Below are 26,801 nucleotides of genomic sequence, written 5' to 3'. Positions count from 1 at the left end.
AGTGCTCGTGCGTATGGGTGAGCTCCGGGTAGCGCAAGACGATCCCCATCGGGGGCGCGAATATCAACCTTCGTCGCCGTCCGCGCTGCGCTCCGAACGGGCTTTGTGATCCGTTGGCTACGTGTACGCGGACCGAGGTGAATCAGTCCGTCAGCGCCCGGTTGAGGCTGCCTAAGGGGCCGTGCGGTGGCGGGTTCCAGCGCAACGGGGCGCAGGGGAACCAGCGGGCCGGGAGATACAATGGGCGCGAAATGAATCTCCCCGAGGATGTCCAGCCACGCTCGGACAACCGGGTTGTGTTGGCAGTGAAGGTCCTCACCACCTTTCTGCTTCTGGTAGCCGTTGGTGTCGTCGCTCTCGGCTCTCATGAGGGGCCGGGCGGGCTGGCCGAGGCCGGGCCGTCCGTGGCCGTTATCGCCTCGGACGCCGCGGCGAGTCAGCAGGTTGTCGCTGCTACGTCGGTGACCGATCCCGCGGCTGCCGCGTTGATGACGCTGTGCGCGTTCATCGCTGCGTGCTGTGCTTTCCTTGTTGCTGCGCGGTTCACGTGGAGGCGCGCCGGGCGGGGGCCTTTCTTGGCGGTCTCGCCGCGAGGTTCCCCACGCTGGTCGATACCCGCCGGTCGCCTCCCTCATCACCTTTCGCTTTCTCAGCTGTCGATCAGCCGCACCTGACTCACGGCCCCTGCAGGGCTACCTGCCCCTGTACCGGGGCTGTTCCGTGTGTGCTGAGTCGATTGTGTGAGGAGTGCTGTGAAGAGCCATGTGAAGCCGCTGGTCGCGACAGCGGCGGTGCTTGTTGTGTTTGTTCTTGCCGCGGCGATCTGGGTGATGGTGAATCGCCCCGCGGCCGCGGATGTGTCCGGAGACCCTCCCCCGACCGTCCGCGCGGACTCGCATGTGCTCGATGACGGCGGCGAGGGGGCCGTTGTGGTGGTCGAGTTCCTCGATTTCGAGTGCGAAGCGTGCGGGGCGGGGTATCCGTTCGTCGAGCAGTTGCGCGAGGAGTACGCCGGGCAGATCACTTATCTGGTCCGCTACTTTCCGTTGCCGGGCCATTTCAACTCAACAAATGCGGCAGTGGCGGCCGAAGCCGCAGCCCGGCAGGGCAAGTTCGAGGAGATGTACCACTCACTGTTCCGCTCTCAAGCGGACTGGGGTGAGGCTCAGGAGTCCCAGGCCGCCCTGTTCCGTTCCTTCGCGGAGGACATCGGGCTGGACATGCCCACATATGACGAAGATGTCGCAGACCCGGAGACGGCCGCCCGTGTCGGCTCCGACTTCGCCGACGGTCAGGTTCTCGGCGTTTCCAGCACACCCACGTTCTTCGTCAACGACCGCCCGCTCGAGTTGACTAGTTGGGCGGATCTGACGGACGCGATCGATGCGGAACTCGCCCGATGACTGGGAGCAGCGGCGCGCGGGGGGCCCGCGACACGGACAGGAGCAGGATCATGAGACGTAAGCGGGCGATCATGGTCGCCTTGGTCGTGGGCGCGGTCGCCCTGGTCATCGACCGGGTGACGAAGGCAATGGCGGAAGCGTGGCTGGAGCCGGGGGCGTCCGTCCCGGTCCTGGCCGATCTGCTGAGCCTGCGGTTGGTCTACAACCCGGGCGCCGCGTTCTCTCTTGGTGCTGGCAGCACCTGGATTCTGACTGTGCTGTCCCTTGTTGCGGTCATCGTGACGATCGTGTTCGCGGTTCGGCTTCGCGGCGTGTGGTGGGGAATTGCTTTGGGGTTGATCCTCGGTGGGGCCCTCGGGAACCTGCTCGATCGGCTGTTCAATCCGCCCTCTTTTGGGCAAGGGCATGTCACCGACTTCATCGCCTACGGCGACCTCTTCATCGGGAATGTCGCCGACATTCTCCTGGTCGCCGGCTTTGGCCTCATCGGCGTGCGAGCCGTCATTGGGTCCCATGATCGCCGGGCGGATGCCGCGGATGCGGGTGATGCCCCAGCTCCGGCGGATGCCGGGAACGGCGACCGGTGATGCGAACTCGACAGGCACGTTCGGCGAGGCTGAGCTGGGTCACGGCCCTGGGCTTGGCCCTGCTGCTGGGCGTGAGTGGTTGCGCGGCGACGGATGAGCTCGCCGCGCAGTACCGGTCAGGATCGAATAAGGGATACATCTCGGGGGATGGTCGCGTGGTGGAGATCCCCGCCGAGGACCGGGGGAACCCGGTCGTTTTCGAGGGTGTCATCGAGACCGGCGAGAAGGTCAGCAGCGACGACTACCGCGGGCAGGTTCTGGTGGTCAACTTCTGGTACGCCGCCTGCGGGCCGTGCCGGGTGGAAGCCCCTTACCTCGAAGAGGTTTACCAGGAGTTCGCGGAAAACGGCGCCGACTTCCTCGGCGTCAACACCTACGATCAGGCGGCCACCGCTCTTGCCTTCGCTGACACCTACGGGATCACTTACCCCAGCGTGATCGACGCACGAAACGGTCAAGTCAAGCTCGCGTTCGCGAAGGTCACCGCCGTCCTGGCCACGCCCACCACTCTGGTCGTTGACCAGGAAGGACGTGTGGCGGCTCGGATCTCCGGCCAACTCGACGGGTCGTCCACGCTGCGCGCCATTGTCCGCGACGTGATCAAGGAAAGCTCCTGATGGATCCCGGCGCGATCGTCTACGACGGAGCCCTCCTGGCCGCGATCCCCATCGCCGTGCTCGCCGGCCTGCTCTCGTTCCTGTCCCCCTGCGTGCTCCCCCTGGTCCCCGGCTACCTCGGGTTCGTCTCCGCAATGGCCACCGGTGGGCCCGGGACACAGACCTCCGGGGCCGCAGGCACGGGGGCCGCAGGCACGGGGGCCGCGGCGACAGCGGCGACGCTCGTCCAGCCACGGCGGAGACTGATCACGGGTGTCCTGCTGTTCATCTCCGGGTTCACCATCGTGTTCCTCGTCGCGTTCGTGATCACCGGATCTCTCGCGCTCTATCTGATCGAGTACCGCGACATCATCATCCGCGTCTCCGGAATCTTCGTCATCGCGATGGGCCTGGTCTTCATCGGCGCGTTCGGAACCCTGCAGCGCACCGTCCGACCCACGGTGCGCACCAACCTGGGTCTGGCCGGCGCACCGCTGCTGGGCGCGGCGATGGGAATCGGCTGGGCACCGTGCATCGGCCCCACCCTTGCCACCATCCTCGTCATCGCCGCCAACACCGGTGACGTAGCCCGCGCGGCCACGCTCGGCATCGCCTACTCCCTCGGCCTCGGCATTCCCTTCCTGCTGATCGCACTGGGCATCGGGTGGGCAAGCAGTGCCACCACCTTCCTCCGCCGCCACGTGCGCACCATCAACCTCATCGGGGGGGCCCTGCTGATTCTGCTCGGAATCCTCATGGTCACCGGCGTCTGGACCGCCGTAATGTCCACGCTGGGATCCCTTGTCGGAAGCATCCAACTCCCGCTCTGACCAAGGACATCCGCGCCACCCCGCCCGGTGAACCGCCCATTCTGGGCACCCTCATCCTGGGGACACCGCACGCGCTCCTGTTCTACCAGCGCTCGGGTCCTGCGGGCCGTCGGCTATCTTCCCGCCGCGAGGGGCCCGGTGTGAACTCCCGAGAGGACGGCGCTGCCGAACGACTCAGGTACCCGATGACGCGGCGGGCCGCCGAGAGTAGCGTCCTGATTGGCGGCAGCCGCCGCCGTCGCGAGAATCCGAAGGAGTTGTGCCGTGAACTCGATGATGATGGACATGATGTCCAAGGACATGGCCAAGGCCGGCATGAGCACGACGGATATGTCGGTCCTGGAGGCCTGTCTGGACGCCTGCTCGGCGTGCGAGCAGGCGTCCATCGTGTGTTCCATGGAAATGACGCCGTGCGCTCCGGCCTGCATGAACTGCGCGGCAATGTGCAACACGATGATGAACTGCATGCTGCGGATGCAGGGCATGACGCGGGAAGTGACCATGTCGATGCTGGACGCGACTATCGCCGTGTGCCAGATGTGCATGGACGAGTGCATGGCGCACGCAGACGACAGCGAAGTCTGCAAGATGTGTGCACAGTCCTGCAAAGCATGCATGGACGCCTGCATGGCACTCAAGAACAGTTTGATGAAGATGGCCTGACCGGGTCGGCAGGGTTCGATCCGCGCACCACGGCCCTGAGCAAACCCGATCCGTCCCCGCCGTCCCGCCCGTCCGGGACGGCGGGGCTAGCTCCGAGCTAACTCCGCGGTAGAGCCGTGCGCCGCCGACACCGGCGGCCGTATCAGGGCCTTGCGAGCGCCCCTGTCTCGGATTCGATCGCCCCCACGATGCGCAGGTCCTTTGAGCGCGCGGCGCGCAGCGCGTTGAGGATGATGACGAACTCTGAGGCCTCGTGGATGAGGACCACCATCGCAAGCCCGAGAACACCGAAGAGGGCGAGCGGGATCAAGACGCCGATCAGGACGAGGGAAACGACCACGTTCTGGAGCATGATTCGCCGGGTTCGGCGAGCGTGCGCGAATGCGCCGGGCAAAAGACGGAGGTCGTCTCCCATCAGCGCGACATCAGCCGTCTCGATCGCTACATCAGCGCCCATCGCGCCCATCGCAACACCCAGATCCGCTGTTGCCAGAGCGGGGGCATCGTTGACACCGTCACCGATCATCGCAGTGACGCGGCCGGTGCCGCGCAGCTTCGCAATCAGCTGCGACTTGTCCTCCGGCCGCAAGTCCGCGTGGACTTCGGTGATCCCGACCTGCTGCGCGAGCGCGTTGGCCGTCGCCTCGTTATCGCCGGTGAGCATCGCGACCGTGTAGCCGCGTTTGCGCAGGGTCGCCACCACTTCGGTCGATTCGGGGCGCAGCTCGTCCCGGACGGCGATCGCTCCCAGCACGGCACCGTCGCGTTCAACCAGAACGGTCGTGGCACCCGCGCCCTGGAGCCTTGAGACGTCGGCGGCCAGCGCACCGGGCTCGACCCATCCCGGTCTCCCCACCCGGATCGGCACGCCGTCGACGGTGCCGGTCAGACCCGCCCCGGTCACAGCGGTGACATCCTCAGCTACTCGTGGGGTGCCGGCGACGTCGAGGATCGCACGCGCTAGGGGGTGTTCGCTGCGCGCTTCCAGCGCCGCGGCGAAGGCCAGCACGTCGTCCTTGGAGTGCCCCGCGGAGACCGCGACTTCGATGACGACGGGCTTGTTGCGGGTGAGCGTGCCGGTCTTATCCAGCGCGATCGTGCGGACCTTGCCGAGGGTCTCGAGTGCTGTGCCGCCCTTGACCAGCACCCCGTGCTTGCTCGCGGCACCGACCGCGGCGACCACGGTCACCGGAACCGAGATCGCCAGCGCGCACGGGGCCGCTGCGACGATGACGACGAGGGCGCGTTCGATCCAGAACGCCGGGTCGCCGAAGATCGCACCAAAGATCGCGATGAGTGCGCCGAGGATCAGGATGCCGGGAACGAGGGGCTTGGCGATTCGGTCGGTGAGTCGCTGGGTCGAGCCTTTCCGGGACTGTTCCGTCTCGACGATGTGCACGATCCGGGCCAGGGAGTTGTTCTGAGCGGTTGTGGTGACCTCGACCTCGATGGCGCCGGTGCCGTTGATGGCGCCGGCGAACACCTCATCGCCGGGGGAAGCCTCAACCGGCATCGATTCGCCGGTGATCGCGGACAAGTCCAGGGCCGTGCGACCCGTGCGGATGATGCCGTCCGTGGCGAGTCGCTCGCCGGGCTTGACGAGCATCAGGTCGCCGAGGACCAATTCCGCGGTGGCAATCGTGCGCTCCGCGCCGTCGCGGCGCACGACAGCCTCGTCCGGGACCAGGTCGAGCAGTGCCCTGAGGCCCCGCCGAGTCTTGGCAACGGAGTACTCCTCGAGCCCCTCGCTGAGGGAGTAGAGGAAGGCAAGTGTTGCAGCCTCTTCGAACTGCCCCAACGCTGCGGCGCCGACCGCGCCGACCGTCATCAGGGTGCCGATGCCGATCTTGCCCTTGAACACGTCCCGCACAGCACCCGGCACAAACGTGGCGGCGCCGGCGATGAGCGCCGCGATGCTCAGCCAGAGCTCCCACGACTCGAAGCCGGCGAGCCCGAGCAGGAACCCGGCAAGAAGTAGCGCTCCGGACAGAACCCCGAGACGGATCTCGTTCACCTGCCAGATGTGCTCCACATCGTCATCGTCATCGTCATCATCGTCGGCGTCGTGGCGCGCGGCGGCGAGTTGGGTGCGGTCGGAGTCAGGGTCGAAGTCCTTGGGTGTCTTTTCGGGGTCGCTCATCATTCGCCTTCTGCGTCACGGTGATCTTGAAGGGCGTCACAACGGACCTGGATCCACGTGCGCGCTTTCATCGGTAGTCAACGATAACAACGTTGACTTCTGTTGCATACTCAGTTCGTCGAGTGGGGTGCGCTGCTGATCGGCACTCGGGGAGTCCGCGCACGCCAGCAAGGTATCATCGGCAAATGACGATGCTGACGTCGGCGGCCGCTCGGGCCGCCTTGGAGCCCGCGGTCTCACTGTTCCATGGCCTCGCGGATCCAGCGCGGCTGGCCATTCTGCAGCTGCTCATGGGGGGCGAGAAGAAGGTGGTGCAGATCACCGATCATCTCGGACTGGCACAGTCGACGGTCTCCCAGCACCTCGCCTGCCTGCGCGAGTGCGACCTAGTCAACGTGCGGCCGGAGGGGCGATCCTCCCTGTACTCAATCGCCCACCCCCAGCTCCTGGACATGCTTCTCTCGGCCGAGCAGTTGCTCGAGGCAGCCGGCGACAAGGTGGTCCTTTGCAAGAACTACGGGACCACGGCGCGATAACGACTGTGGGGGCGCGTAGGCCCGCCTGCTTAGGTATCTAGTCCCGGCAACGCGTTCGAAAGCGGCTGAGGCGTCCCAATTTCCCGGAACTGAGCGTAGTGGCCGGGCTTGCTGTCAACGTAGCCGTGAAGAACGACGGTCGTGCCAGCATGCATCCATCCGTGGATCTCCTCGAGCTGTTCCGCCCGAACCCGCACCTCAACGCGGCCAATGCGTCCGCTACTCGGACCGGGAGCCTGCACAACAATCTCCCCGAAGGGATCGTTCGGCTCGTGCTCGATTCGAATAATTGGCCCCACAACAACCCGGAGCGGGTCCTTCTGTGGGTCGGCGAGAATCCGGACGGCAGTCTGAATGTGCTGACGTGCCTCGGTGGGTATGACGACCCGCGAGGGTATCTCCTCGCCCACTGGCGCAGCTCCAGCCCACGAAAAGCGCATCTCCAGAAAGGAGATGTCGGGTTCTGCTAACGCCTCTCCCACCTTGGCAAGCAGCTCCTTTGTTCCGCCGGCGAAGACCATGGGCAGCAACGAACGCGACGTCGGCTCTACATCAGGAGTGACAACCTGGCGTTCGAACGCAGTGAGCGCCTGTGCCAACGTCCTGGTGACGCGTCGCTCATCGCTTTCCGGGATGACACTGTCAACGCCAGGTAGCGTGGCATGCTCCGTCGGCGACGGTTCCTGAATGTGCACCAGCACCGGGAAAACAAAGCTGCCCATCTCTGTATGGCCAAGTCGAGCGGCCCTGGCCACATCGTCGCCGAGCTTGGAGTAGTGGCGACCGATGCTCTGACGAGGTCGACGTGCCGCAGTTGCCGCAGCGCGGATCATGCCGAACGCAGAATTGATGACGGTCGCCGCTGACTCCAGCGGTATCGTCTCACCAGTGCTGTTGACGCGGAATCGCATCACGTCGTAACTGGTCTGCTCAATGGAACGCTCAACATCGACGGCCGTCTCCGCGTACGGGGCGCCGATCCGCTCCAGGACGCCGGCCCATTCCAATGTGTCCCGGCGCAGTGAATGAGGAACATAGAGTTCGGCAGAACCGTCAGGAAGGCTCCACAACGCAGCGCGGTCACTGGTGCGCACCCGGATCCAGCTACGTCGCAGCAGCAAGCCGGTGACGTCGGCGGCGGCCGTAGACGCCGGCATGCTAAGGCTGGCCTCTCGAGTCACCGGCGGCGCCACGGGACGGAAGGGCCGGGGCGTCACAGTGTCGCCCCGTCCGCGATCGCGTAGGCAAGGTCACGCCAGTCATAAACCGTCTCGCTGGTGATCTTGTCGGAGGCCGTGAACTTCATCGACTTGGTGTGGATGGAAGCATTGAACCGTTGTCCGAAGGCAACCGTGCGGTGGCGGGTGAAGCTCGGATCGTGTTCCAACCAGCTGGGGATATCCGCAGGCACCTTCACGACAACGACGAACACCGTGGTGTCGCTCTCCGCCCACTTTGCGACCCACTCCGGCTTCAGCTCCAAGGTCATATTGCCGTTGCCGACCTTGTATTTCGACGTGCACTTGATCTGAACGCGAACGGGCATCCGTGGATATTCGATCGTCGCGTCCACGGCGAGATTGTCGCTATCTAGCGAGCCCTCTTTGAAGTCGACGCCCGCGTGCGCACACAACGACTGGAGGTACGCGACTCCGTACCGAGCCTTACGCCCGTTGTCGTCAAAGCGGTGGTTTGCGGACTGAGCGAGACGGTCGCCAGGAATACCCGTCACCGTCGTCATGAGGCTCACTATATGGCGCGGACGATCTCCGCCTGATCACACCGAATCGATCTCACCTATCACGAGCGTGCTGGTGTCTAGCCCCGGCTCCCTCGGCGATGCGAGTCAGCGTTTCCTCGGCCGGCAACGCCGCTTGAACTTGTGGAGACAGTTCGTATCGGGAGACAGCCATCGGCTGCGCGGTTCCCGCCAGGGCGTATCTGACAACGGTCTCGTTTTTATCCGCAACGAGCAACATGCCGACGGTGGGGCGGTGTAGATCCGGGCGGCGGAGTCGGTCATCGACGAGAGCAACGTAGAACCCAAGTTGTCCGGCGTCACGGGGTTCGAACTTCGTGGTCTTCAGCTCGATGACGACGTATCGGAGTTGTTCCACGTGAAAGAACAGAAGGTCGACGTTATTCCCACCTCCGAATAACGTCGATACTTCCGACTCTCGGATTATTCCGATGGCCGCTTGACCTGCTCTGCGACAGGGTGCAGCCATCTGTCTGGCTCGGAATAATCTGCGCGCGCCCCAGAAGCTACCAAAGGGTAGTCGTCGGCACCTTTCCGCGGGACGGTAATGAGGTCGCGACCGTCATTCGGGGCGGTCCGCGACACCGTCCGATAGGAGGTTGGGGTCGTGAATGACGAAGCATCCGAGGTTGCCGAGGGCGTGTTGGCAGAGGCCACGCGAATCGGCCTGGCGCCGGGCTCGATCCGGTACTACCGGAGCTGCTGCCGGACCGTGGTTTGGTTCTGCCGCAGCCGAGGAATCGATCGGCTGACCGAGCGGGCCGTGGAGGAGTTCCTGGCGGCAATGGATGATCGAATGCGCCGAGGTGAGATCCGTTCTGTGTTGCGATCGAACTTGGAGAAAACTGCCCGGATGATGCTGGAGTTCCAGCAGACCGGCGCGGTCGTGTGGAAGCGGCGAAGGTCAAAATCGAGCCTGAGCGCGTCCGGCACGGTGGTTCTCCGCGACTTCGCTGAGTACGAGCAGAAGGACCTCGTGACCGGATCGGTGCGTGTTGTGGTCGCTGAAGCCCGAGGGTTCATCAGTTATCTGGAGCGCGTCGGCCGTTCGCTGGAGTCGGTCTCTGTCGACGATGTCGGAGCATTTCTCGTCGAAGCGAGGCCGCGTCACGCATCGGGCATGGGAAACACGGTGTGGGCGATCAAGCGGTTCTTCCAGTTCCTGAACCATCAGGGCGTGACCGACTTGAAGGTCGATGCCCTGCTGGCGCGGGTCGGGCCGAGACGGACGCGGGCGCTGCCCTGCTTCACCCTCGAGGAGACTGGCCGGATCGTCGCGGCAATCGAGACCGAAACCCCACACGGGAAGAGGGACTACGCGATGGTCCGGTTAGCGCTCTCGACCGGGCTTCGCTGCTGCGACATCGTGTCACTACGGCTCGACGAGATCGACTGGCACAGGGATGAGATCCGCGTGGTGCAAAACAAGACCTTGGCGCCGTTGACGCTGCCGTTGTCGGCGGAAGCCGGCTACGCGATCGCGGACTGGCTCCTGCAGGGAAGACCCGATTGCAGTGCGCCCGAGATATTCGTCCGTCTCTACGCTCCCTTCACGAAGCTGACGGGGCCAACGGGGGCTCTCATCATGGGTCGATGGCTTGACGAGGCCGGCGTGTCGCACCGCGCATATGACGGCAAGACGTTCCACGCTCTGCGACGCACGATCGGCACCCGACTTATCGAGTCAGGCGCCGAACTCGCGCTGACCGCGCAGCTGCTCGGTCACGCCAGCGTTGACTCCTCTCGGCGCTACATCGCGCTGGCCGACGAATCCCTTAGGGACTGCGCACTGCCTCTCGACAGCTTTGCCCCAGCGAAGGAAGGCCCGCGATGACCATCACATTCAGCAGCGGCTTCGCGACTCATATTGAGGCGATGCTCGAATGGCGTACAGCTCTGGGCTACTCGCGCCGCACACTCGCGTATCCGATGCTGAGCTTCGACCGATATTGCGTGGCACACCCGAACGGCGAGCCGATGCTGACCCGGGAACTGGTCACCGCCTGGTGCCGAGAAGGCAAGCGGACCGAATGGCCTGCGTACAAGGCCCACGCGATCCGCGAGTTCGGCAGGTACCTGCAACTGGTCGGCGTCGAAGCCTTCGTGTTGCCCGCGCAGTGGATCCGACCGCACCGCAGGAAGCTGCCCCACATGTTCAGTGACAGCGAACTGGCTGCCTTCTTCGCAGTTGCTGACTCGGTCACTCCGTCAGGGACCAACCCATTCCGTGAATACACGATCCCGGTGCTGTTCCGGCTGATGCTGGGTTGCGGGTTGCGGCCGCAAGAAGCCCGCCTGTTGCGTCGCGGGAATGTTGACCTTGGCGGCGCGATCGTGATGATCGAGCAGTCGAAACGGAACAAAGACCGCCGTGTCCCGGTGGACACCGGCATGGTCGCCCTGCTGGCTGGGTTTGACGAGCTCGCCGATCTGCGCCGACCCGGGCGGGAGTTCTTCTTCGAGGACCACCCCGGACAGCCCTACCCGGCTCGCTGGGTCACGGCCCACTATCACCGATGCCGTGAGAACGCTGGCGGTGTCGCACCCGGTTCCACGCCGTACACGCTGCGCCACAACTACGCCACCCGCACCCTGACGCGATGGGTCGAGGATGGCCGCGACCTCAACGTGTGGCTGCCCTACCTGTCGGCCTACATGGGTCACGACACCTACTCGGCGACTGCCTACTACATCCACCTGCTCCCCGAGCGTCTGGCCGCAACAGGCCTGACCAGCGCCGCGGGCATCATCCCGGAAGTGACATCATGACCACCCACACCGACAGCTTCTACCGGCACCTGCGCGAGTGGTTCACCGTCTTCATGCCCCGGCAACGCGGAGTCAGCCCTCACACGATCACCGCGTGCCGCCACACCTGGAACATGCTCCTGGGCTACGTCGCGGAGACCCGCGGGGTTCCGCTCGAGCGGGTGACGTTCGCGATCGTTGACCGGGTCTGCGTCCTCGAGTTCCTTGACCACATGAGGGCAACGCGTTCGTGGACCGGAACGACCTACAACCAGCGGCTCGCCTGCATCCGGTCCTTCTTCCGCTACGCCGCTACCGCCGAGCCAATACTCGCCGTCCACCTGGCTGACATCATCGGTGTCCCGCAACTGAAGACCGTAGCGACCAAAGCCGTCCACTATCTGACGACGGGCGCCGTGAAGGCGCTGCTCGCCGCGCCCGACCTCGCCACGAAGATCGGCCTTCGCGACCAGTTCTTCATGATCCTGATGTATGACCTCGCGGCCCGCGACGGTGAGATGCTCGCCCTGACCGTCGGTGACATCGATGTCAGGCGACTCACCGTCGACCTGATCGGGAAGGGCGCGAAACCGCGGCGGCTACCTATCACCAGCGAGACCGCTGCCCACTATCGCCGCTACGCCGAGGTGTTCCACCCCGAGCCCGCCGCTGACCAGCCGTTGTTCTACACGATCCACGGTCACCGCAAGACGTCCATGTCCGACGACAACGTCGGCCGATTCGTGCGCCAACATGCGAGCAGAGCCCGCGAGAGCTGCGCGGAGATCCCGGAGAAGGTTCACCCGCACATGCTGCGCCACTCCCGTGCCATGCACCTCTACCAAGCGGGCATGCCGCTGGCGCTGATCACCGAATGGCTCGGGCACACCGATCCCGAGACCACGCTCATATACGCCCACGCCGATACCGAGATGAAGCGTCAAGCCCTCGCCAAAGCCAGCGGTGGCGACACCACCAGCCCGCCGGCCATACCGATGTGGCACGACCGAGAAGACATCATCCGGCGACTCTGCGGACTCACCACGTGACCGGAGCATCCCGACCGACCGATGCTTCCATGTGGCGGGCGCGACGCTCGGTGGGCCAAGGCGTTCATTGCCCGCAAAATCCTTACGGAGCGGTGACGCGAGTAGACGTCAGCTGGCGTGCTCGTCGGGCGTGCTGTCTCCGGGCTGGACGGTCCAGGCGGGAGGCTCGTCCTTGCCGGTCGCTTCGTCCTGTTCGGCCTTGTCGCTGGTTTCCTGGGTGATGCCGGGTGCATGGTGAACGGGGGCGTAAATCGCGTAGAGGCGCAGCGGTTCGTCGCCGGTGTTGATCACGTCGTGCCACGTGCCGGCGGGGACCTGGACAGACCACCCGTCGGAGACGATTTGTTCGAAGTCGAGCTGGTCCTTGGCCGGGCCCATGACGGCCTTGCCGTCTCCCGCGTCGAGGCGTAGGAACTGATCGGTGTCCGGGTGGACTTCCAGGCCGATGGACTCCCCGACCGGGATGGACATCAGCGTGACCTGCAGGTACTTCCCGGTCCACGCCACGGTGCGGTAGTTCTCGTTCCGCCGGGTGGCTTCTTCGATGTCGAACGCGTTCGGGCGGGGCCCGACGTCGTTGATGGTCATTGTGTTCTCCTTTTGTGCTCGGACTTCGATTCCAAGTCAGGGTCATTCTTCTCGGGGAGTCAAGGGTGGGTGGGTTCGGCGAACCTCGTGGAGGCGAGGAGAGCGAGTACGGCGCCGGCCGCTGCACCGGCAGGTTCGGCGCCATCAGCACCGCGCCGAGCCCGACGCTCAGCACCAGGCACCCACCGAGCGCCCGCAGCTTCCGTTCCGGTTTCGTCTGCCATGACACTCAATCTACGACGGGAGCGTGTTGACGGATACCGCGCCTCGCGGCATCCGTCAACGTCCGTCGTGATCCGGTTCGGGATCCTGCGGTCCGCTCTCATCGTCGGGGGCTTCGCCGATGCCTCCGATGTCGCTGCGCATACTGCCGGTCTCGGCGTCGACCGCCGCACCCACCGTCGGCGGGAAGCGATCGGGCGGGAATCGTTCTGACATGCCGTGCTTCTGCATGAGGTCGCGGATCGGGCCCTTCACTTCGGCGAGTACCAGTTCGATCCCCCGCTGCTCGAGATACTCGTCGAGATCGACGAGGTCGTCCATCGCCGTCGTGTCGATGTCGGTGATGGGCTCTGCAGCGACGATGACCGTGCGGACCTCCGGGGCGCCGTTCGCGGCTTCCTTCGCCGCCTTCGTCACCACCGACCTCACCCAGCTGTCGAAGATGCCGGAGTTCGCGAAGAAGAGGGGGGCGTCCCACCGCACAATCACCGCGCCCGGGATCCGCTCCGCCTCGGGATTGCGGCGGCGGTCATGGTAGCCGCGCACACCGGGGATGCGCCCGAGCTCCGCGCGGTACGGGCGCCACGCATGCAGCACGACGGCGAGGAACGACAGGCCGATCGCAACCAGGATTCCCGCGAGCACGCCCGCAAGGAACACCCCCAGGAAGGAGGCGACCGAGAGCAGGGCATCCTGCCGGTCGATGTTCCAGAGACGCACCCACCCGGGGACGTCGATGAGGGTGATGACGGCGGTGATCACCACGGCACCGAGCACCGACTCCGGAAGGTACTGCGTGACGCCGGGGATGACGATCATGAACGCGAGCACCAGGAGCGCACCGACGACGCCCGCGAGCTGCGAGCGCGCACCCGCCGCCTCTGCGACGGGGGTGCGTGATGTCGAGCCCGATATCGGGAATCCGCCCAGCACGCCTCCCGCGACGTTGGCGATCCCGAGCCCGGCCATCTCGCGGCTGCCGCTCACCGTCTCGCCGCGCCGTGCGGCGAGCGTGCGGGAGAGCACGCCGGTGTCAGCGAACGCAATCAGGGCCACCCCGACGGCAGGTGCGGCGAGGGCCGCGGCATCCGCCCATTCCAGCCCGCTCAACGCGGGCGTGGGGAAGCCTTGCGGCATCTCGCCGACCACCGGGACGACGCGGCCGAGGTCGAAGACCGCAGTGATCACCATGGCGCCGACGACGACGACGAACACGCCAGGGATGCGCCCGCCCCACACGACGCGGAACAGGAAGATCACGGCGATCGCACCCACTCCGAGAAGTGCAGCGGGGATGCCGATACCACCGCCCGCGACGGTCGCGGCGATCCCGCCGACGTCGCGTAGCGGGTCGCGCGCTTCGATCGAGAAGCCGAGCAGCTTCGGCACCTGCGAGACGATGACGATGAGGGCGATGCCGTTGAGATAGCCGATGCGGATCGGCTTCGAGAGCAGATCCGTTACGAAGCCGAGGCGGAGGACGCCTGCGACAATGAGGATGGCCCCAACCATGACCGCGAGAAGTCCGGCGAGCGCAACCGCGCGTTTATCGTCGTCGAGCGCGAGGGGGATGACGGCGGCGGCGATGAGAGGAGCCAGTGCCGAGTCAGGCCCAATAATCAAGATCTTGGACGGCCCGAAAAGGGCGTAGGCGAGAAGGGGCACGATCGTCGCGTAGAGGCCGGTGTAGGCGGGCAGCCCGGCAGCCTGCGCATAGCCCATACCGGCGGGCACGAGCAGCGCCGTCAGGACGAGCCCCGAGCGGATGTCAGGCCACAACCATGCGCGCCTGTATGCGAGCGCCGTGTCCAGGCCCGGGATCCAGCGGCGTAGCGTCCGCACGGCACCGGTCACAGCGTCAGAGGCTGCGCCAGCACGGAAAGGGATGCCGAGCTCGCAATCATGGTGAGAGCCTACGAGCAGTCGCTGCAGACGCGTGCTCTGGCCAGTCGCGCTGGAGCGGAGTACCGTTCCCCACATGGACTAGCCAAGGGATCCCGTCGCGCTGGAGGCCAGTGTCTGTTGGCGCTTGCTTCGCACTGCCTCCCTCGGGCGACTCGCCATCGCGGCGACGAGCGGGCAGAGTCCTGACGTCTTTCCGGTCAACTTCAGCGTCCACGAGAACACCATCGTGTTCCGCACGGCCGTGGGAACGAAACTGTCGGCCGTGACGAACGGTGCGATGGTCACCCTCGAGACCGACGACGTGGACACCGACACCGGCAGGGCATGGGGCGTCGTGGCCAAAGGCCGTGCTGAAGAGACCTCTGTCGAAGACGGAACTGCCCAGGCTGCTGTTCCCGGTGCAGCCTGGAGCCAAGGAACATATCGTGCGCATCGATGTCGATTCGATCACCGGGCGACGGTTCAGAATCCAACTCCCCGATACCTCGGGATTGTCCCTCGACGAGGCCATGCGCGCCGGCCTCGAATGAGAGCACCGCACAGCGCTCCCGATGAGGTTCACGACCGCATGGGCCAGCGCCAGTCGGCGACCTCGGGGATGTCTTCGCCGTGCTCGCGCGTGTACTGGCGGGCGCGGATGCGGCGATCCTGCAGCTCCTGCCGAAACCCGGCGTACCGCTCGGCGAACCCCGGCACGCGGTCGATGGCGTCGATCGCGAGCCGATACCGGTCGAGGTCGTTGAGCATCACCATGTCGAACGGCGTGGTGGTCGTGCCCTTCTCCTTGTAACCGCGCACGTGCAGGTGCACGTGTCCGGCGCGTTTGTAGGCGAGCCTATGCACCAGCCACGGGTAGCCGTGGAAGGCGAAGATCACCGGCCGATCCGTCGTGAAGATCGCGTCGTAGTCATCATCGGATAGACCGTGGGGGTGCTCATGCGCGGACTGCAGTCGCATGAGGTCGACCACGTTCACAACCCGCACCTTGAGATCGGGAGTGCCCTCGCGCAGCAGCGATGCCGCGGCGAGCATTTCGAGCGTCGGAACATCCCCCGCCGCCGCGAGCACGACGTCCGGGGCTTCGCCGGCGACATCGGTGCCGGCCCAGTCGAAGGTGCCGAGTCCGCGCGTGCAGTGGCGGATCGCCTCGTCCATCGTGAGCCACTGCGGATGCGGCTGCTTGCCTGCCACGACCACATTGACGTAACCGCGCGAGCGCAGGCAGTGGTCGTACGTCGACAGCAGCGTGTTCGCGTCGAACGGCAGATAGACCCGCACCACCTCGGCGCTCTTGTTCACGACGACGTCGAGAAAGCCGGGGTCCTGATGCGTGAACCCGTTGTGGTCCTGCTGCCACACGTGACTGGACAACAGGTAATTGAAACTCGCGATCGGCTCTCGCCACGGCACTTGCGCAGCTGCCTGCAGCCACTTGGCGTGCTGGTTGAACATCGAGTCGACGATATGGATGAACGCCTCGTATGAGGTGAATACCCCGTGCCGACCGGTGAGCAGGTAGCCCTCGAGCCAGCCCTGGCACTGGTGCTCGCTGAGCATCTCCATGACGCGCCCCGCCGGCGCGAGGTCGCGATCGACGGGCAGTGTCTCGGCCACCCACTGCTTCGCGGTCACCTCGTACACGGCTGGCGCGAGCCGGTTCGAGGCGACCTCGTCGGGACCGAACAACCGGAAGTCGGTGGGATTTCGCCGGATAACCTCGGCCAAGAGCCCTCCGAGCACACGTGTGGCCTCGGCATCCGTCGCCCCTCGCTCGCGCTCGTCGACATCGACGGCCCCGTCACGGAAGTCGGGAAGGTCGAGCGGATGCCGCACCCCGGCGTTTGCGTGCGGCGAGGCGCTCATGCGCTTGTCGCCCATGGGTGCCAGGGCGATCGTGGTGGGCAGCGGGGAGCCGTCGCCGCCGAAGAGCTTCTCCGGTCGGTACGAGCGCAGCCATTCCTCGAGCAGCGCGCGATGCTCGGCGTTGTCGCGCACGCCCGACAACGGCACCTGATGCGACCGCCACGTCCCTTCGACCGGTTCGCCGTCGACCTGGGCGGGGCCGGTCCATCCCTTCGGGGAGCGCAGGATGATCATCGGCCACCGCGGACGCGTCTCGTCGCCATCGTTCGCCCGCTCGCGGATTGCGGCGATGCGATCGAGCGCATCGTCGATCACTCCGGCGAAGGCACGGTGCACCCGGTCGTGCTCATCGGATGCCTCGAACCCGACCAGCAGCGGCTCGTACCCGTACCCGCGAAACAGATCGAGCAGCTCCTCGTCGGGGATGCGCGCGAGCACCGTCGGGTTCGCGATCTTCCACCCGTTGAGGTGCAGGATCGGAAGCACCGTGCCGTCGGTGAGGGGATTCAGAAACTTGTTCGAGTGCCAGGCCGTCGCCAGCGGACCGGTCTCGGCCTCGCCGTCGCCCACGACGCCGACCACCGTCAGGCCGGGGTTGTCGAACGCGGCGCCGAATGCGTGCGACAGCGAGTAGCCGAGCTCGCCGCCCTCGTGGATCGACCCGGGTGTCTCGGGCGCCGCGTGGCTCGGGATGCCGCCGGGAAAGGAGAACTGCCGGAACAGCCGCTGCATGCCCGCTTCGTCGCGCGTGACCTCCGGGTAGCGCTCGGTGTACGTGCCGTCGAGCCACGCGCCCGCGACCATCGCCGGTCCGCCATGCCCGGGACCGGCGATGTAGAGCGCGTCGAGCTCGCGCTCGCGGATCGCGCGGTTCATGTGCGCATAGATCAGGTTCAGGCCGGGGACCGTGCCGAAATGCCCCAGTAGACGCGGCTTGATGTGCTCATTGGTGAGCGGATGCCGCAGCAGCGGGTTGTCGAGCAGGTAGATCTGGCCGACTGACAGGTAGTTCGCGGCTCGCCACCAGGCATCGAGGGCCTCGATGGTCGCGTCGTCGATCGGCACGGAGGTCTCCTTCGGTGGCGTTGTCGGTCCGCTGCCCACGCTACGGGTCCTTCCCGTCGGAGAATAGGACCAGGCTGATACCTGGCTTGTCCAGTATGGAGCACCACTCCCTTCCAAGACGGGGACTCGCGAGGTGCCTCACAGCGCCGCCGCGCTCTAGCCTGGGTGCACGACATCGAGCGATACGGGGGTTCTCATGGCCGCTCACTGGGGAAGCGGTTCTACTCCATCGCTCGCCCGAACGATCGCGCGCATTCTGCTGCTCGTCGCTTCCGGGGTACTGGGCTACTTTCTCTTCCTGGTTGGTGTGCTGCTGCTGCGGAGCCGCGGAAAGCCGAAACCCATTGTCGACGAAAATGGGCGGCAGCTTCCCGGCAGCATTTCAGAGAAGATCCGCGTCGACATCAACGGTGTGCAGCAGGGGATGCTCATCAAGAGTGCAGACGCAGCACATCCGGTGTTGCTATACGTACACGGGGGATGCCTGACTACTTCCTCACCCAGAGATACCCGACCGGAATGGAAGGGGAACACTCCCAATACGACGCCATGATCACCGCCATCGACCAGGCCGTGACCACCATCCAACAGATCACCGCCACCATCGACGAGAAGTGACGCCGGCCAGAGACCAGAACGCAAAGCTGTGCAAGTCGGGACTGCAGACGACTGTGCAGGACCACAGAGTCGTCACCGGCGACTCCGGACAGTGATACCCGGCCTCCGCGTTCCGCCGGAGACCAGTTCTCGCAGGACCCAATCCGCGAAAGCGCCCGGTGAGGGTGGGGAGCAAACGCAAGAGCTCTCAGTCGTCGGTCTCTCGCACTCTGATCCGCCACATGTTCACGTGGCGCATGTGGTGAGTTCACCTCTTGCCCCAACGGACGATTCCCGCTCAACTATCTGCAGCACGTTCCGCGCAACGTATCGCGGATGCGCAGCTTTACGTGGATCAGACAGCAGCTCATTATCCCGAGCCCGCCATGTGACTCCCCCACGCCGCAGTGGCCCGCTTACACGGCGATCGGAATAATACGAGAATCGGAACAATCGACGTAGAAATCGTCTCCATCGACTTCGAAGTGGACCTGGCGCCCGACGAACGCGAACCCTGCGCCGAGTTCACGGAGGGTGTCGACGATGCGTGCGGTGAGTCGTTCTTCCAGGTCGCGTTCGGTGGTATCGGCGCCGATGGCGAGAAAGTCGAGCGCGAAAGGGTCCTTCGTAATCTGTTGCGCGAGTTCGGAATCGACCGTCTCGAGCGCAGAGGAGAAGTTAGTGGGGGCGGCACCCTCGCGGTCATTGAGGCGGGTGCTGATCTGGTGGGTGAGCACAGCTCGGCTCCACCCGTTCTGGACGTCCTTGCCTGCGTACCAGTTCCGGAGCTCGGTGTTGTCGAGTTTGTCGAGGAGGTCGATGATATGGCTCCACGGCAATTGTCCAATGGGCTGTTGGACAATTGCCGCCTCGTCCGGCCAGGCCTCGGCGAACTTGCGCATGTAGAAGAGATTGGCGCGTGAAAATCCCCGCATCGAAGGGAACTCGGCGCGGAGATCGTCGGCGAGCCTGCCCATTACACCGCTCCCCCACGGCTCTGCCTTCTGTCGTTGCAGGATGGTTTTGCCGATGTGCCAGTACAGGCTGATCAGTTCCGTGTTGGCTTTGCGTTGCGCGGCAAACCGGGCCTCGCGGACACGTCGCTTCAGAGCGTCCAGCGTCTGCGCGTAGTCCGAGGGTTCGATCATTGCCACGCTTCCAGCATCCCCTAACCGCCCGACAGAGAAGTCCAACGGGCCATTGGACAATTGAGACCATCCAGGCGGCCGCCGGGGTGCGTGCTTCTGCCGCGTCAATCCAGCGGTTCGATAAGCGTTGGGTCGCTGGGGTCTGCGGTGCGAGTGTTGTTGACTTTCCGGGCGACGTCGTAGCTGGTGATTGTTCCGGCCACCCGGTCGGATTCGATGGTGAGCAGCTGCACCATGTCAGCCTTGCCGTCGTCGTCGAGCTTCTCCGGGGACAGGTATTCGTCCCACACTTCCGATTCGAGGAACACCGGCATCCGGTCGTGGATCTCCCCCGACGCGTCTCGTGCCGGCCGGGTGATGATCGACGCTGACACTTCCCAGTCGTCCTCGATCTTCCGGGCGGTGTAGATCCCGGCGGCCGCGAGGAGCCCGCCGTCTTTGGAGTGCAGGAAGTGCGGCTGCTTGTTGCCCGCGGTGCCTGTCCACTCAAAGTATCCGCGCATCGGAAACAGCGCCCTGGAGGATGCGAACGCGCCTTTCCAGAGCCCGTTGGTCGCGACGGTCTCGATGCGGGTGTTGAAGTTCGGGCGTTTGGAGTCCTTCATGAACGACGGGTGGAAGTTCCACACCGCCGCGTCGAGCTGCCGGCGGAACTCCCCCTTCGCCGGGTCGGCGCGTTCCCGTACGATCGGCACGATCTGGGTGGGCGCGATCGAGTACCTGGGGGTCCAGTCGCGGAAATCGCCGCCGTCGGCGACGAACTCGCGGATGATCTCATCGGTCTTGGCGTTCAGGGCAAATCTTCCGCACATGTCGCCCATTCTCCGCCTCCCGGCCGACTGCGCAGCCTCTTCTCGGCAGGCCGCCCCCGTGTCCTCAGTCGTGGGCTTCTGCGGTCGGTTGCTCGGGATCTCGCAGCCCTGCGACAGGGAGCTGCTGGCTCCACCAGGTGTCGTTTCCGCAGGCCGGGCAGGGGCCCATCGTTCCGGGGGCGAGGCTGGATTGCACGGCGACGAGTCCGCACTGCGCGCATTGCCAGACCTTCTGCTGGCCGGCTCTCATCGCGATGGTCGTTTTGAGCTCGAGCCCGAGCAGGGTGGGCTGGGTGTTCAGCACAGGGATCTCCTGGGGTGTCAGAACAGCGGCGCGAGGGGTGCGTAGTCGGGTCCGGGGATGGGTTCGGTGGTGACGGGGTGGATGCACGGTTCGCCTTGCTTGCCGCGGGGGTAGCGGTTCCGCACCTCGAGGTCGGTGTCTGCGACGCACCACACGATCTGCGCTTTCCACGATGTCGCCAGTTCGATGACGGCTTCCTCATAGGACTCGGCCCAGATCCCGATGATCCGACCGGTGTCGTTCTGTCCGGTCCACCACGCCCGTCCCGGTCCCGATGCTCCGTGGCGGGTCGCGGGTGGGGATGCCGAGCCGGATGAGTTCGGCGTCGATGGCGGCCCATTCGCGGCGCACTGTCTCGTTGGTCGCCCGTTCGACGTTGCCGGTGGTGGCCATGACGCGCTGTGCCGCCTCCCACAGAGTGACCAGGTCCGTGTTGCTTTCGCTCATCGCCCTCTCCCTTCACCGTTTCCCCGGCGTCGGGCCGGACACGTAGTGCCGGTGCCAGCGGAGGCGGCGCAGTGCCCGAAAGGAGCGGTTGCTAAGCGGATCCCGGAGCGCAGCGGAGGGTGGAGTCTGCAAAGAGCGACCGGAGAGAACGGAGCCGAAGGAGCTGGCTTAGGCTCGGAGTTTCCGGCTCGACCCTTGGGATCAAAGGACAGGCCGCGTAGCGGCGCGTTTAGTCGGTCGCAGGCCGGCTGCCTCTCCCCGGTTTGTCTGGGACTCTGAAAGCGCTGTGACTGGGTGGACACCGCGCGGCTGCGGTGGGAGGTTGGGCACATGAAGAAGCGGGAGCGGATCGCACGCGCCGCCGCGATCTCGAACGGCATGGTCTGGTTCGGCCTGTCGGTGTTTCTCGGGATCTTCGCCGTGCAGCTGGCACCGGCGGCGTTCGCGGGCGAGTGGTACACCATCGCCGGCTGGGTGCTGATCGCTCTCGCCGCGCTCGGCCTGCTCGTGATGGGCCTGTTTGAGCAGCGCACGATGCGCGCCGCGCGGATGAAGTACCGCCCCGCCCCCTGACCGACCGTGGACTACCTGGACGACGCCACCCAGCCCCACTGCCCCGAATGCGGGACAGTTCTGCACCAGCTTGAGTCGGCGTTTTTCTGCCGCTCCTGCGACTTGGTGTTCCTCCCGCGCGTGGATGCGCCCGACTAGCGCGAGCTGACACCCGACCGTCGTGGGGGTGCCGTATTCTCAAGACTCGGCCGGAGGAAGGAACCCGGCCCAGGGTGACCAAGAACAAGCGCTACGAGAAACACTATGACGCGCTGAACTATCAGCGCATCGCGCAGTCAGTCGCGCAGGACAGCCCGTGTACTCTGCCCGCTTCTGCCTATGGGCCGCAGCCGCTCGAGTGGGCGCGAGGCCGTGCGCCGGAAGTGTTGGCGTGGATCAGCTGGCGCGACGCTCCTGCGACGAAGATCCCCGCGGTGGCCGCGGGCTGGAACGACCGCGTGGTGATCGTGGAGTGGGAGGCGCCCGGTGGCCGGCGCAGCGTCGTCGTGTGGCGCAACGCCGTAACGCGCCGCTCCCCCGGGCATGACAGAGGGGGCGAAGCTTCCGCTCCGTCCCCTCCATGACGCCTTCATTCGTTGTCGTAATTGCTGCGTCCGAAGATGAGCATGAGCCCCTTACAGACCGCACCAAGGACAACCACGAGGACTAATCCTGACCAGATCCAGTCTGTGGGTTCCATGATCATTCGGTGAGCTTATAAGCGGCCACGGACGCGAACATCACGACGTCTCGCGGGGGGTGCGGGTGACGACGGCGGTCGCGCGTCCGAGGTCCGGGCCGATGTGTGTGGCATCGATCACGCGGCGGTAGACCACTCCCCCATCGGTGCCCTCGAACGACGCGTCTCGCTCATGACCGACCACGATCACCGCGTCGCCTTTGTGCAGCGACGACGCAGCCCCGACGCCGAGCTCAAACTTCGCTTCGACAGAGTGAGCTCAGCGGCTTCAGCCCCTCTACGCGCTGGTCGCCGCGGTATTCGGCGGTGTTCTCCAGCACGGTGAGCTTTGTTATGGAGACTTTGCCCGCTGCCTGCACTTCGGGGTCAGCGCCCAGGTTTCCAGTGATGAATCGAACGGACATTTCAGTACCTCTTTCTTCTAGCGGTGGGTGATGAGTCGGTCGATCTGGTCAGGCCGGAAGCCGCTCCAGTGGTCCTCGTCGGAGACGACCACGACCGGCGCTTCGCTGTAGCCGAGATCCTCGATCACGTAGTCGCGAGCTGCGCTGTTCTCCCGGATGTCGACCTCGGTGAAAGGGACGCCCTTCTGCTCGAGCACGCGCTTGGTCATGGTGCAACGGATGCACGCCAGCCCTGTCGTGTAGACCACAACTTCTGGCTCGTTCATCTGCTCATCCCTTCCCTGATCAACCGTTCTTCTTTTCAGATAGAGGCCCGTTCCCACGCCGCGTTGCGCTCCACTACGCCAAGGAGGTTGCGGAACCTCCAATGGTCGCGAGGGTCGGCCGAGGTCTTCGCGGTGGTTGAAGGTGGCAGGGGCGAGAAGATGCTGGATCTCCATGCCGGCTCCGCTGATTCGCTTGTGTCAGTCGTCGGGCGCGAACCGCTCGAGCACGGCTGCGGGAATGGGATTCACCGTCCGGTCAGGCTCCGCGTAGTGCTCCTTCGTGGTCTTCGTCGAGGTGTGCCCCAGGACGCCGGCCGCGGTCTCGATGCCGAGTTCGTTCGTGAGCAATGTGGCCCCAGTGCGTCGGAACGCGTGGGGTGTGATCTCGAGCCCTTCCAGCCCGGCAATCTTGAGCATCTCCCGGAAGGTCCGTCGCACATTGTGAGGCGCGAGCGGGGTGCCCTTCCGAGTGAAAAAGAGCAAATGCTCGGGTCCCTCCCCCGCGATCAACGCGAGCCGCCGCCGGACGACCGCGGCAGCGAATGGCGGAATCGCGACGACACGGTTGGATTCAGCTGTCTTCGGCTGGGGCTGCCGCAGCACACCAACGCCCTTGCGGACGACGATGGTCCCGCAGACATGCACAGTAGGCGGACTTGCGGTCATGTCGACATCGCATTTCCGGAAGGCCAGGGCCTCCCCGATGCGAGTGAGCGAGCCGAGCATCAGCTCAATGATGTCTCGCACCTGGCCGTCTGGGTGGGGGCCGAGCACCCCGGGCTGGGTTCGCCACTCTCGCGCCGCGGTTCGGATCGCGAGGATCTGTTCCGTCGTCAGCGCCTTCGGCACGCGCTTCGGCTTCCTCAGTCGAGAGGTGTCTTTGACAGGGTTCCGATTGATGATCTCGCGGCGGACACCGAACCCCAGCACAAAGCTCAAGATCGTCCGTGAATGCTTCGCACGGGGGTAGGACTTCGCAAGCTGGGTGTTGAGGAAGCGCTCGACACGGCCCACCGTGATCTCGCGCAGGGTGAAGTGCTGGAAGGTCGGTAGTACGAGCGAGTAGTACTCGCGCTCGTACACCTCCTTCGAGCCATCCGAAAGGGCCGGGTCGGTCTTCATCGCTTCCAGCCAGGCCGTCCCGAGCTCCACGAATCGCGAGTCCGCAGTGATCGCGGTACTGTCACCACCGATCCGCATGCGGTCCGCAAGCTGGGTCTTTAGCTCCGTCTTCGCGGCCCCCGCGGACTTCCCGGTCGCCGTCACCTGCCGGGTGTGCCCGTCCCAGTCCCGGAACCGCGCGGACGCACGGAATCTGCCGGACTGGAGCTTGCGCGTGGTGATCTCACCGAACGTTCCGACAGGCAGACGCGGACGGCCAGCCATCAGAGGTCACCGCCCTTCGGTGCAGCGACAGGCTCGGGCTCGTGTCGCTCATGCAGCCACCTGCGAATGTCCGATGGAGCGAACCGCAGCTCTCGACCCACCGGAATGCCGCGCGGGCCGCGCCCCTCGGCGCGCAGGTCATATATGGCCTGCACACGCAGGCCCAGGTAGTCGGCGAGTTCGCTGGTCGTCAGCAGTCGCTCGAGGCCGAGCTCTGCGAGCTGTTCGCTGTTCATATTCAGTAGGTGACCTAGGACTCCCCAGTTCAACCGAACCGGAGCGAGCACCCTACTTCTGAATGACGGCTCAAGACCGCCGTGGATGCGAAAGCGTTGGATAAGTGATGAACTCATCGAGTTCTTGTCCCTTCGTAGGGACAAGAAACCCTGGTCATGCGAGGTTTTCTGTAGCAGGAGCGGGGCTTGAACCCGCGACCTCACGATTATGAGTCGTGCGCTCTCACCAACTGAGCTACCCTGCCGCGTGACATCTCACGATGCTACGAGCCCCGAGTCAGGATTGAACTGACGACCCCTTCCTTACCATGGAAGTGCTCTGCCACTGAGCTATCGGGGCGTGCTGCCCGCACGCGGGCAACTAGAAGAGGATACCAGAGCAACAGCACCTCTCTGAATCGAGGTCAGCCTCCGGTGTGCTCTCGCAGCCACGGCAGCGGGTCGATCGCGGTCTTGCCGTTGAGGAGGATCTCGAAGTGCGTGTGGGCCCCGTACGAGCGGCCGGTGTTGCCCGTGCGACCGAGCACCGTGCCCACCGTGACCTGCTGACCGGTCGACACCTGGATCGACCCGTACTCCATGTGGGCGTAGTGGCTGGAGACCATCTGGCCGTCGATCACGTGGTCGATGATGACGTGCACGCCGTACGCGCCGCCAGCCTCGGACGCGACGCGGACGGTGCCATCGGCGATCGCCTGGATCGGGGCACCGGCGCCCGGTGTGAAGTCGATTCCCTCGTGCATGCGGCCGGACCGCATGCCGAACCCGTACGACATGGTGACGCCGACCGCGAAGGGCCACTGGATCGCCGCGTTCGGGTCGTTGACGAAGAGGTTCGAGAAGTTGCGGATGCCGGCCTCGGAGGCGAGTTCGGCGATCGTCGTGGTGCCGTAGTTCTCGGTGCGGTCGAGCGTGTCGGGCGCGATGCCGGCGGGCGCGACATACGCCTGGATCTCATCGGCGTCGACCTCGGTCACGGTGCCGGCGCCCGGCGCGATGATCGACAGCGTCGCCTCGGCGCCGTTCGCGGCGGCGACAGCCTCGGCGGGGGTGGTCATCCCGACGGTCATGAGACCGACGATGCCCATCACGCCCACCGAGAACGACGCCGCCGTCGCGCGCTTGAACGCGGTGCCGCGGCTTGCTCGCGCCTTGCGCGTGGCAGTGTGCGCGGTGGGTCGCGCCTCGGGCTCGGCAGCCGGCTCGCCCTCTTCGACCGTCTCGGGCTGCTCGCCCTGGACGGGAAGCTCACCGGTGAAGGAGAACAGACGGGCGGCAGCTTCGAAATCGTCGACATCGGATGCCTCGACCCGCGGCTCCGCAGACTCGGGGGCGGCCGGCTCGGCAGTGACCGGCTCGGCGACGACCGTGGGCTCTGCGACCGGCGTCTCATCGGGAACGACCTCGAGCACGACCTCTTCGGTCATCGGCGCGACGATGGGCTCGAGCAATTCGAACGGCTCGGCGGGCGCGAGGACGGCAGGCTGCTCGGTCGTCAGGGGGCTGCGGCGCGCGCGGCGGCTCAGCGGCGCGGCGGCCACAGGGGCCGGCGCGACGGGCGCGGCGGGCAGGTCGGTGAGCGGCTGTACGTGCACCGGGGTCTCGGCCTCGGCCGGGATCACCGGAGCGTCGACCGGCGCGGCGGGCGCGGCATCCTTCTGCTTGTCCTCGACCGGACGACCCCACACGACAGCGGGACGATCGGAGGACGATCCGGCGGCCCGGCGGCGGAGCTCCGCGCGCGATGTCCCGAGGGTCTCCGACGGGACCTGGACGGGCGTCGAAGAGGTACGGCTGGAACGGCGCGTGGGCGCAGGCTCAGCCATCGGGGCATCAAAAGGCAAGCGGGGAAAGCTCTCGGGTCGTGTCGCTCGGGGGGCAACGGTACGGACGTCGGGCAGCTGACGACTTCCGCCGTTCGGGTGGCGAAAGTAACGATCGGGTAAACACTACCCCGGGCGACCTGAGAATGCCATGAGCGCTGTGGACAAGTCC

General features: G+C 65.5%; 29 protein-coding genes, 2 tRNA genes and 1 pseudogene. 14 read left to right on the top strand and 18 right to left on the bottom strand.

Annotated elements, in window-relative coordinates; genetic code table 11:
* Nucleotides 1-251: 251 nt before the first annotated feature.
* The 6 genes from JX005_RS01095 (at nt 252) to JX005_RS01070 (ending at nt 4,079) form a co-directional block, all read left to right on the top strand.
* Complete coding sequence (locus JX005_RS01095) at nt 252-674, top strand: hypothetical protein (protein ID WP_214465556.1); 423 nt, start codon at nt 252-254, stop codon at nt 672-674.
* 78 nt (nt 675-752) lie between these two features.
* Nucleotides 753-1,403 carry a DsbA family protein gene (locus tag JX005_RS01090; protein WP_214465554.1) on the top strand — a complete coding sequence of 217 codons (651 nt, stop codon included), beginning with the start codon at nt 753-755 and terminating at the stop codon, nt 1,401-1,403.
* 50 nt (nt 1,404-1,453) lie between these two features.
* On the top strand, nt 1,454-1,990 hold the full coding sequence (lspA, locus tag JX005_RS01085) for a signal peptidase II (protein WP_214465552.1): 537 nt from the start codon (nt 1,454-1,456) through the stop codon (nt 1,988-1,990).
* 53 nt (nt 1,991-2,043) lie between these two features.
* Nucleotides 2,044-2,607 carry a TlpA family protein disulfide reductase gene (locus tag JX005_RS01080; RefSeq protein WP_246533385.1) on the top strand — a complete coding sequence of 188 codons (564 nt, stop codon included), beginning with the start codon at nt 2,044-2,046 and terminating at the stop codon, nt 2,605-2,607.
* The gene (locus JX005_RS01075; RefSeq protein WP_214465549.1) at nt 2,607-3,416 is read left to right on the top strand and encodes a cytochrome c biogenesis CcdA family protein; all 810 of its coding nucleotides are present in this window, start codon (nt 2,607-2,609) and stop codon (nt 3,414-3,416) included. Before JX005_RS01080 ends, JX005_RS01075 begins: the two co-directional genes overlap by 1 nt.
* Nucleotides 3,417-3,689: 273 nt before the next feature.
* Entirely contained in the window at nt 3,690-4,079 is a 390-nt protein-coding gene (locus JX005_RS01070; protein ID WP_246533455.1) for a four-helix bundle copper-binding protein, read from the top strand.
* A gap of 142 nt (nt 4,080-4,221) precedes the next feature.
* On the opposite strand, the gene JX005_RS01065 is transcribed toward JX005_RS01070, so the two are convergent.
* Nucleotides 4,222-6,219, bottom strand: coding sequence for a heavy metal translocating P-type ATPase (locus JX005_RS01065; protein ID WP_246533384.1), 1,998 nt, complete (start codon nt 6,217-6,219; stop codon nt 4,222-4,224).
* Between the two features lie 185 nt (nt 6,220-6,404).
* Between JX005_RS01065 and JX005_RS01060 the strand changes: the two genes are divergently transcribed.
* Nucleotides 6,405-6,755, top strand: a complete 351-nt coding sequence (locus JX005_RS01060; protein ID WP_214465546.1) for an ArsR/SmtB family transcription factor — start codon at nt 6,405-6,407, stop codon at nt 6,753-6,755.
* A 29-nt stretch (nt 6,756-6,784) separates the two neighbouring features.
* On the opposite strand, the gene JX005_RS01055 is transcribed toward JX005_RS01060, so the two are convergent.
* From JX005_RS01055 to JX005_RS01045, 3 genes are read right to left on the bottom strand one after another with little or no spacing between them, the layout of a single operon-like run.
* A complete protein-coding gene (locus tag JX005_RS01055; protein WP_214465545.1) occupies nt 6,785-7,912 on the bottom strand; it encodes a hypothetical protein in 1,128 nt (375 codons plus the stop codon).
* A gap of 56 nt (nt 7,913-7,968) precedes the next feature.
* Nucleotides 7,969-8,496, bottom strand: coding sequence for a DUF4365 domain-containing protein (locus JX005_RS01050; protein WP_214465544.1), 528 nt, complete (start codon nt 8,494-8,496; stop codon nt 7,969-7,971).
* Between the two features lie 52 nt (nt 8,497-8,548).
* Complete coding sequence (locus JX005_RS01045) at nt 8,549-8,983, bottom strand: PDDEXK nuclease domain-containing protein (protein WP_214465542.1); 435 nt, start codon at nt 8,981-8,983, stop codon at nt 8,549-8,551.
* Nucleotides 8,984-9,121: 138 nt separating this feature from the next.
* Between JX005_RS01045 and JX005_RS16340 the strand changes: the two genes are divergently transcribed.
* The 3 genes from JX005_RS16340 to JX005_RS01030 are packed head-to-tail and all read left to right on the top strand — an operon-like array spanning nt 9,122 to nt 12,311.
* Nucleotides 9,122-10,348: a tyrosine-type recombinase/integrase gene (locus JX005_RS16340; RefSeq protein ID WP_214465541.1), complete on the top strand. Its 1,227-nt coding sequence runs from the start codon at nt 9,122-9,124 to the stop codon at nt 10,346-10,348.
* Nucleotides 10,345-11,283 carry a tyrosine-type recombinase/integrase gene (locus tag JX005_RS01035; protein WP_214465540.1) on the top strand — a complete coding sequence of 313 codons (939 nt, stop codon included), beginning with the start codon at nt 10,345-10,347 and terminating at the stop codon, nt 11,281-11,283. Before JX005_RS16340 ends, JX005_RS01035 begins: the two co-directional genes overlap by 4 nt.
* The gene (locus JX005_RS01030) at nt 11,280-12,311 is read left to right on the top strand and encodes a tyrosine-type recombinase/integrase (RefSeq protein WP_214465539.1); all 1,032 of its coding nucleotides are present in this window, start codon (nt 11,280-11,282) and stop codon (nt 12,309-12,311) included. Before JX005_RS01035 ends, JX005_RS01030 begins: the two co-directional genes overlap by 4 nt.
* A gap of 108 nt (nt 12,312-12,419) precedes the next feature.
* On the opposite strand, the gene JX005_RS01025 is transcribed toward JX005_RS01030, so the two are convergent.
* Together JX005_RS01025 and JX005_RS01020 are read right to left on the bottom strand one after the other, a co-directional pair.
* Entirely contained in the window at nt 12,420-12,899 is a 480-nt protein-coding gene (locus JX005_RS01025; protein WP_214465538.1) for a cupin domain-containing protein, read from the bottom strand.
* A gap of 279 nt (nt 12,900-13,178) precedes the next feature.
* Nucleotides 13,179-14,900: a SulP family inorganic anion transporter gene (locus JX005_RS01020; RefSeq protein ID WP_246533383.1), complete on the bottom strand. Its 1,722-nt coding sequence runs from the start codon at nt 14,898-14,900 to the stop codon at nt 13,179-13,181.
* A 250-nt stretch (nt 14,901-15,150) separates the two neighbouring features.
* On the opposite strand from JX005_RS01020, the pseudogene JX005_RS16450 reads away from it, so the two are divergent.
* Nucleotides 15,151-15,480, top strand: a pseudogene (locus JX005_RS16450) (pyridoxamine 5'-phosphate oxidase family protein); the annotation flags it as partial.
* Nucleotides 15,481-15,584: 104 nt separating this feature from the next.
* Here JX005_RS16450 and JX005_RS01010 read toward each other — a convergent pair.
* Nucleotides 15,585-17,954: a phosphoketolase family protein gene (locus tag JX005_RS01010; protein ID WP_307858467.1), complete on the bottom strand. Its 2,370-nt coding sequence runs from the start codon at nt 17,952-17,954 to the stop codon at nt 15,585-15,587.
* A gap of 480 nt (nt 17,955-18,434) precedes the next feature.
* Between JX005_RS01010 and JX005_RS01005 the strand changes: the two genes are divergently transcribed.
* The gene (locus JX005_RS01005) at nt 18,435-18,572 is read left to right on the top strand and encodes a hypothetical protein (protein WP_214465533.1); all 138 of its coding nucleotides are present in this window, start codon (nt 18,435-18,437) and stop codon (nt 18,570-18,572) included.
* Between the two features lie 395 nt (nt 18,573-18,967).
* Here JX005_RS01005 and JX005_RS01000 read toward each other — a convergent pair whose 3' ends face one another.
* The 4 genes from JX005_RS01000 to JX005_RS00985 form a co-directional block, all read right to left on the bottom strand.
* The gene (locus JX005_RS01000; protein WP_214466036.1) at nt 18,968-19,699 is read right to left on the bottom strand and encodes a PDDEXK nuclease domain-containing protein; all 732 of its coding nucleotides are present in this window, start codon (nt 19,697-19,699) and stop codon (nt 18,968-18,970) included.
* Between the two features lie 104 nt (nt 19,700-19,803).
* On the bottom strand, nt 19,804-20,520 hold the full coding sequence (locus JX005_RS00995) for an SOS response-associated peptidase (protein ID WP_214465531.1): 717 nt from the start codon (nt 20,518-20,520) through the stop codon (nt 19,804-19,806).
* A 55-nt stretch (nt 20,521-20,575) separates the two neighbouring features.
* The gene (locus JX005_RS00990; protein WP_214465529.1) at nt 20,576-20,815 is read right to left on the bottom strand and encodes a hypothetical protein; all 240 of its coding nucleotides are present in this window, start codon (nt 20,813-20,815) and stop codon (nt 20,576-20,578) included.
* Nucleotides 20,816-21,013: 198 nt separating this feature from the next.
* Nucleotides 21,014-21,262, bottom strand: coding sequence for a hypothetical protein (locus JX005_RS00985; RefSeq protein ID WP_214465527.1), 249 nt, complete (start codon nt 21,260-21,262; stop codon nt 21,014-21,016).
* 330 nt (nt 21,263-21,592) lie between these two features.
* Between JX005_RS00985 and JX005_RS00980 the strand changes: the two genes are divergently transcribed.
* Together JX005_RS00980 and JX005_RS00975 are read left to right on the top strand one after the other, a co-directional pair.
* Complete coding sequence (locus tag JX005_RS00980) at nt 21,593-21,835, top strand: hypothetical protein (protein ID WP_214465526.1); 243 nt, start codon at nt 21,593-21,595, stop codon at nt 21,833-21,835.
* 212 nt (nt 21,836-22,047) lie between these two features.
* Nucleotides 22,048-22,398 (top strand): hypothetical protein, encoded by a 351-nt coding sequence (locus JX005_RS00975; RefSeq protein WP_214465524.1) that lies wholly within the window; start codon nt 22,048-22,050, stop codon nt 22,396-22,398.
* Between the two features lie 156 nt (nt 22,399-22,554).
* Here JX005_RS00975 and JX005_RS00970 read toward each other — a convergent pair whose 3' ends face one another.
* From JX005_RS00970 to JX005_RS00940, 7 genes are all read right to left on the bottom strand, one after another.
* A complete protein-coding gene (locus JX005_RS00970; RefSeq protein ID WP_214465521.1) occupies nt 22,555-22,704 on the bottom strand; it encodes a single stranded DNA-binding domain-containing protein in 150 nt (49 codons plus the stop codon).
* Between the two features lie 231 nt (nt 22,705-22,935).
* Nucleotides 22,936-23,184 (bottom strand): glutaredoxin domain-containing protein, encoded by a 249-nt coding sequence (locus tag JX005_RS00965; protein WP_214465520.1) that lies wholly within the window; start codon nt 23,182-23,184, stop codon nt 22,936-22,938.
* A gap of 198 nt (nt 23,185-23,382) precedes the next feature.
* Nucleotides 23,383-24,570, bottom strand: coding sequence for a tyrosine-type recombinase/integrase (locus tag JX005_RS00960; RefSeq protein ID WP_214465517.1), 1,188 nt, complete (start codon nt 24,568-24,570; stop codon nt 23,383-23,385).
* Nucleotides 24,570-24,806: a helix-turn-helix transcriptional regulator gene (locus JX005_RS00955; RefSeq protein WP_214465515.1), complete on the bottom strand. Its 237-nt coding sequence runs from the start codon at nt 24,804-24,806 to the stop codon at nt 24,570-24,572. The genes JX005_RS00960 and JX005_RS00955 overlap by 1 nt, the downstream gene beginning before the upstream one ends.
* Nucleotides 24,807-24,977: 171 nt before the next feature.
* Nucleotides 24,978-25,051, bottom strand: a tRNA-Met gene (locus JX005_RS00950).
* A gap of 23 nt (nt 25,052-25,074) precedes the next feature.
* Nucleotides 25,075-25,146: transfer RNA gene (locus JX005_RS00945), tRNA-Thr, on the bottom strand.
* A gap of 64 nt (nt 25,147-25,210) precedes the next feature.
* Nucleotides 25,211-26,632 (bottom strand): M23 family metallopeptidase, encoded by a 1,422-nt coding sequence (locus tag JX005_RS00940; RefSeq protein ID WP_214465513.1) that lies wholly within the window; start codon nt 26,630-26,632, stop codon nt 25,211-25,213.
* Nucleotides 26,633-26,801 lie beyond the last annotated feature (169 nt).

The organism is Microbacterium flavescens (genome assembly GCF_018588945.1).
Lineage (GTDB): Bacteria > Actinomycetota > Actinomycetes > Actinomycetales > Microbacteriaceae > Microbacterium > Microbacterium flavescens.
Note: the sequence above shows the minus strand (reverse complement) of the source record. Positions and strands in the feature narration are given on the sequence as shown.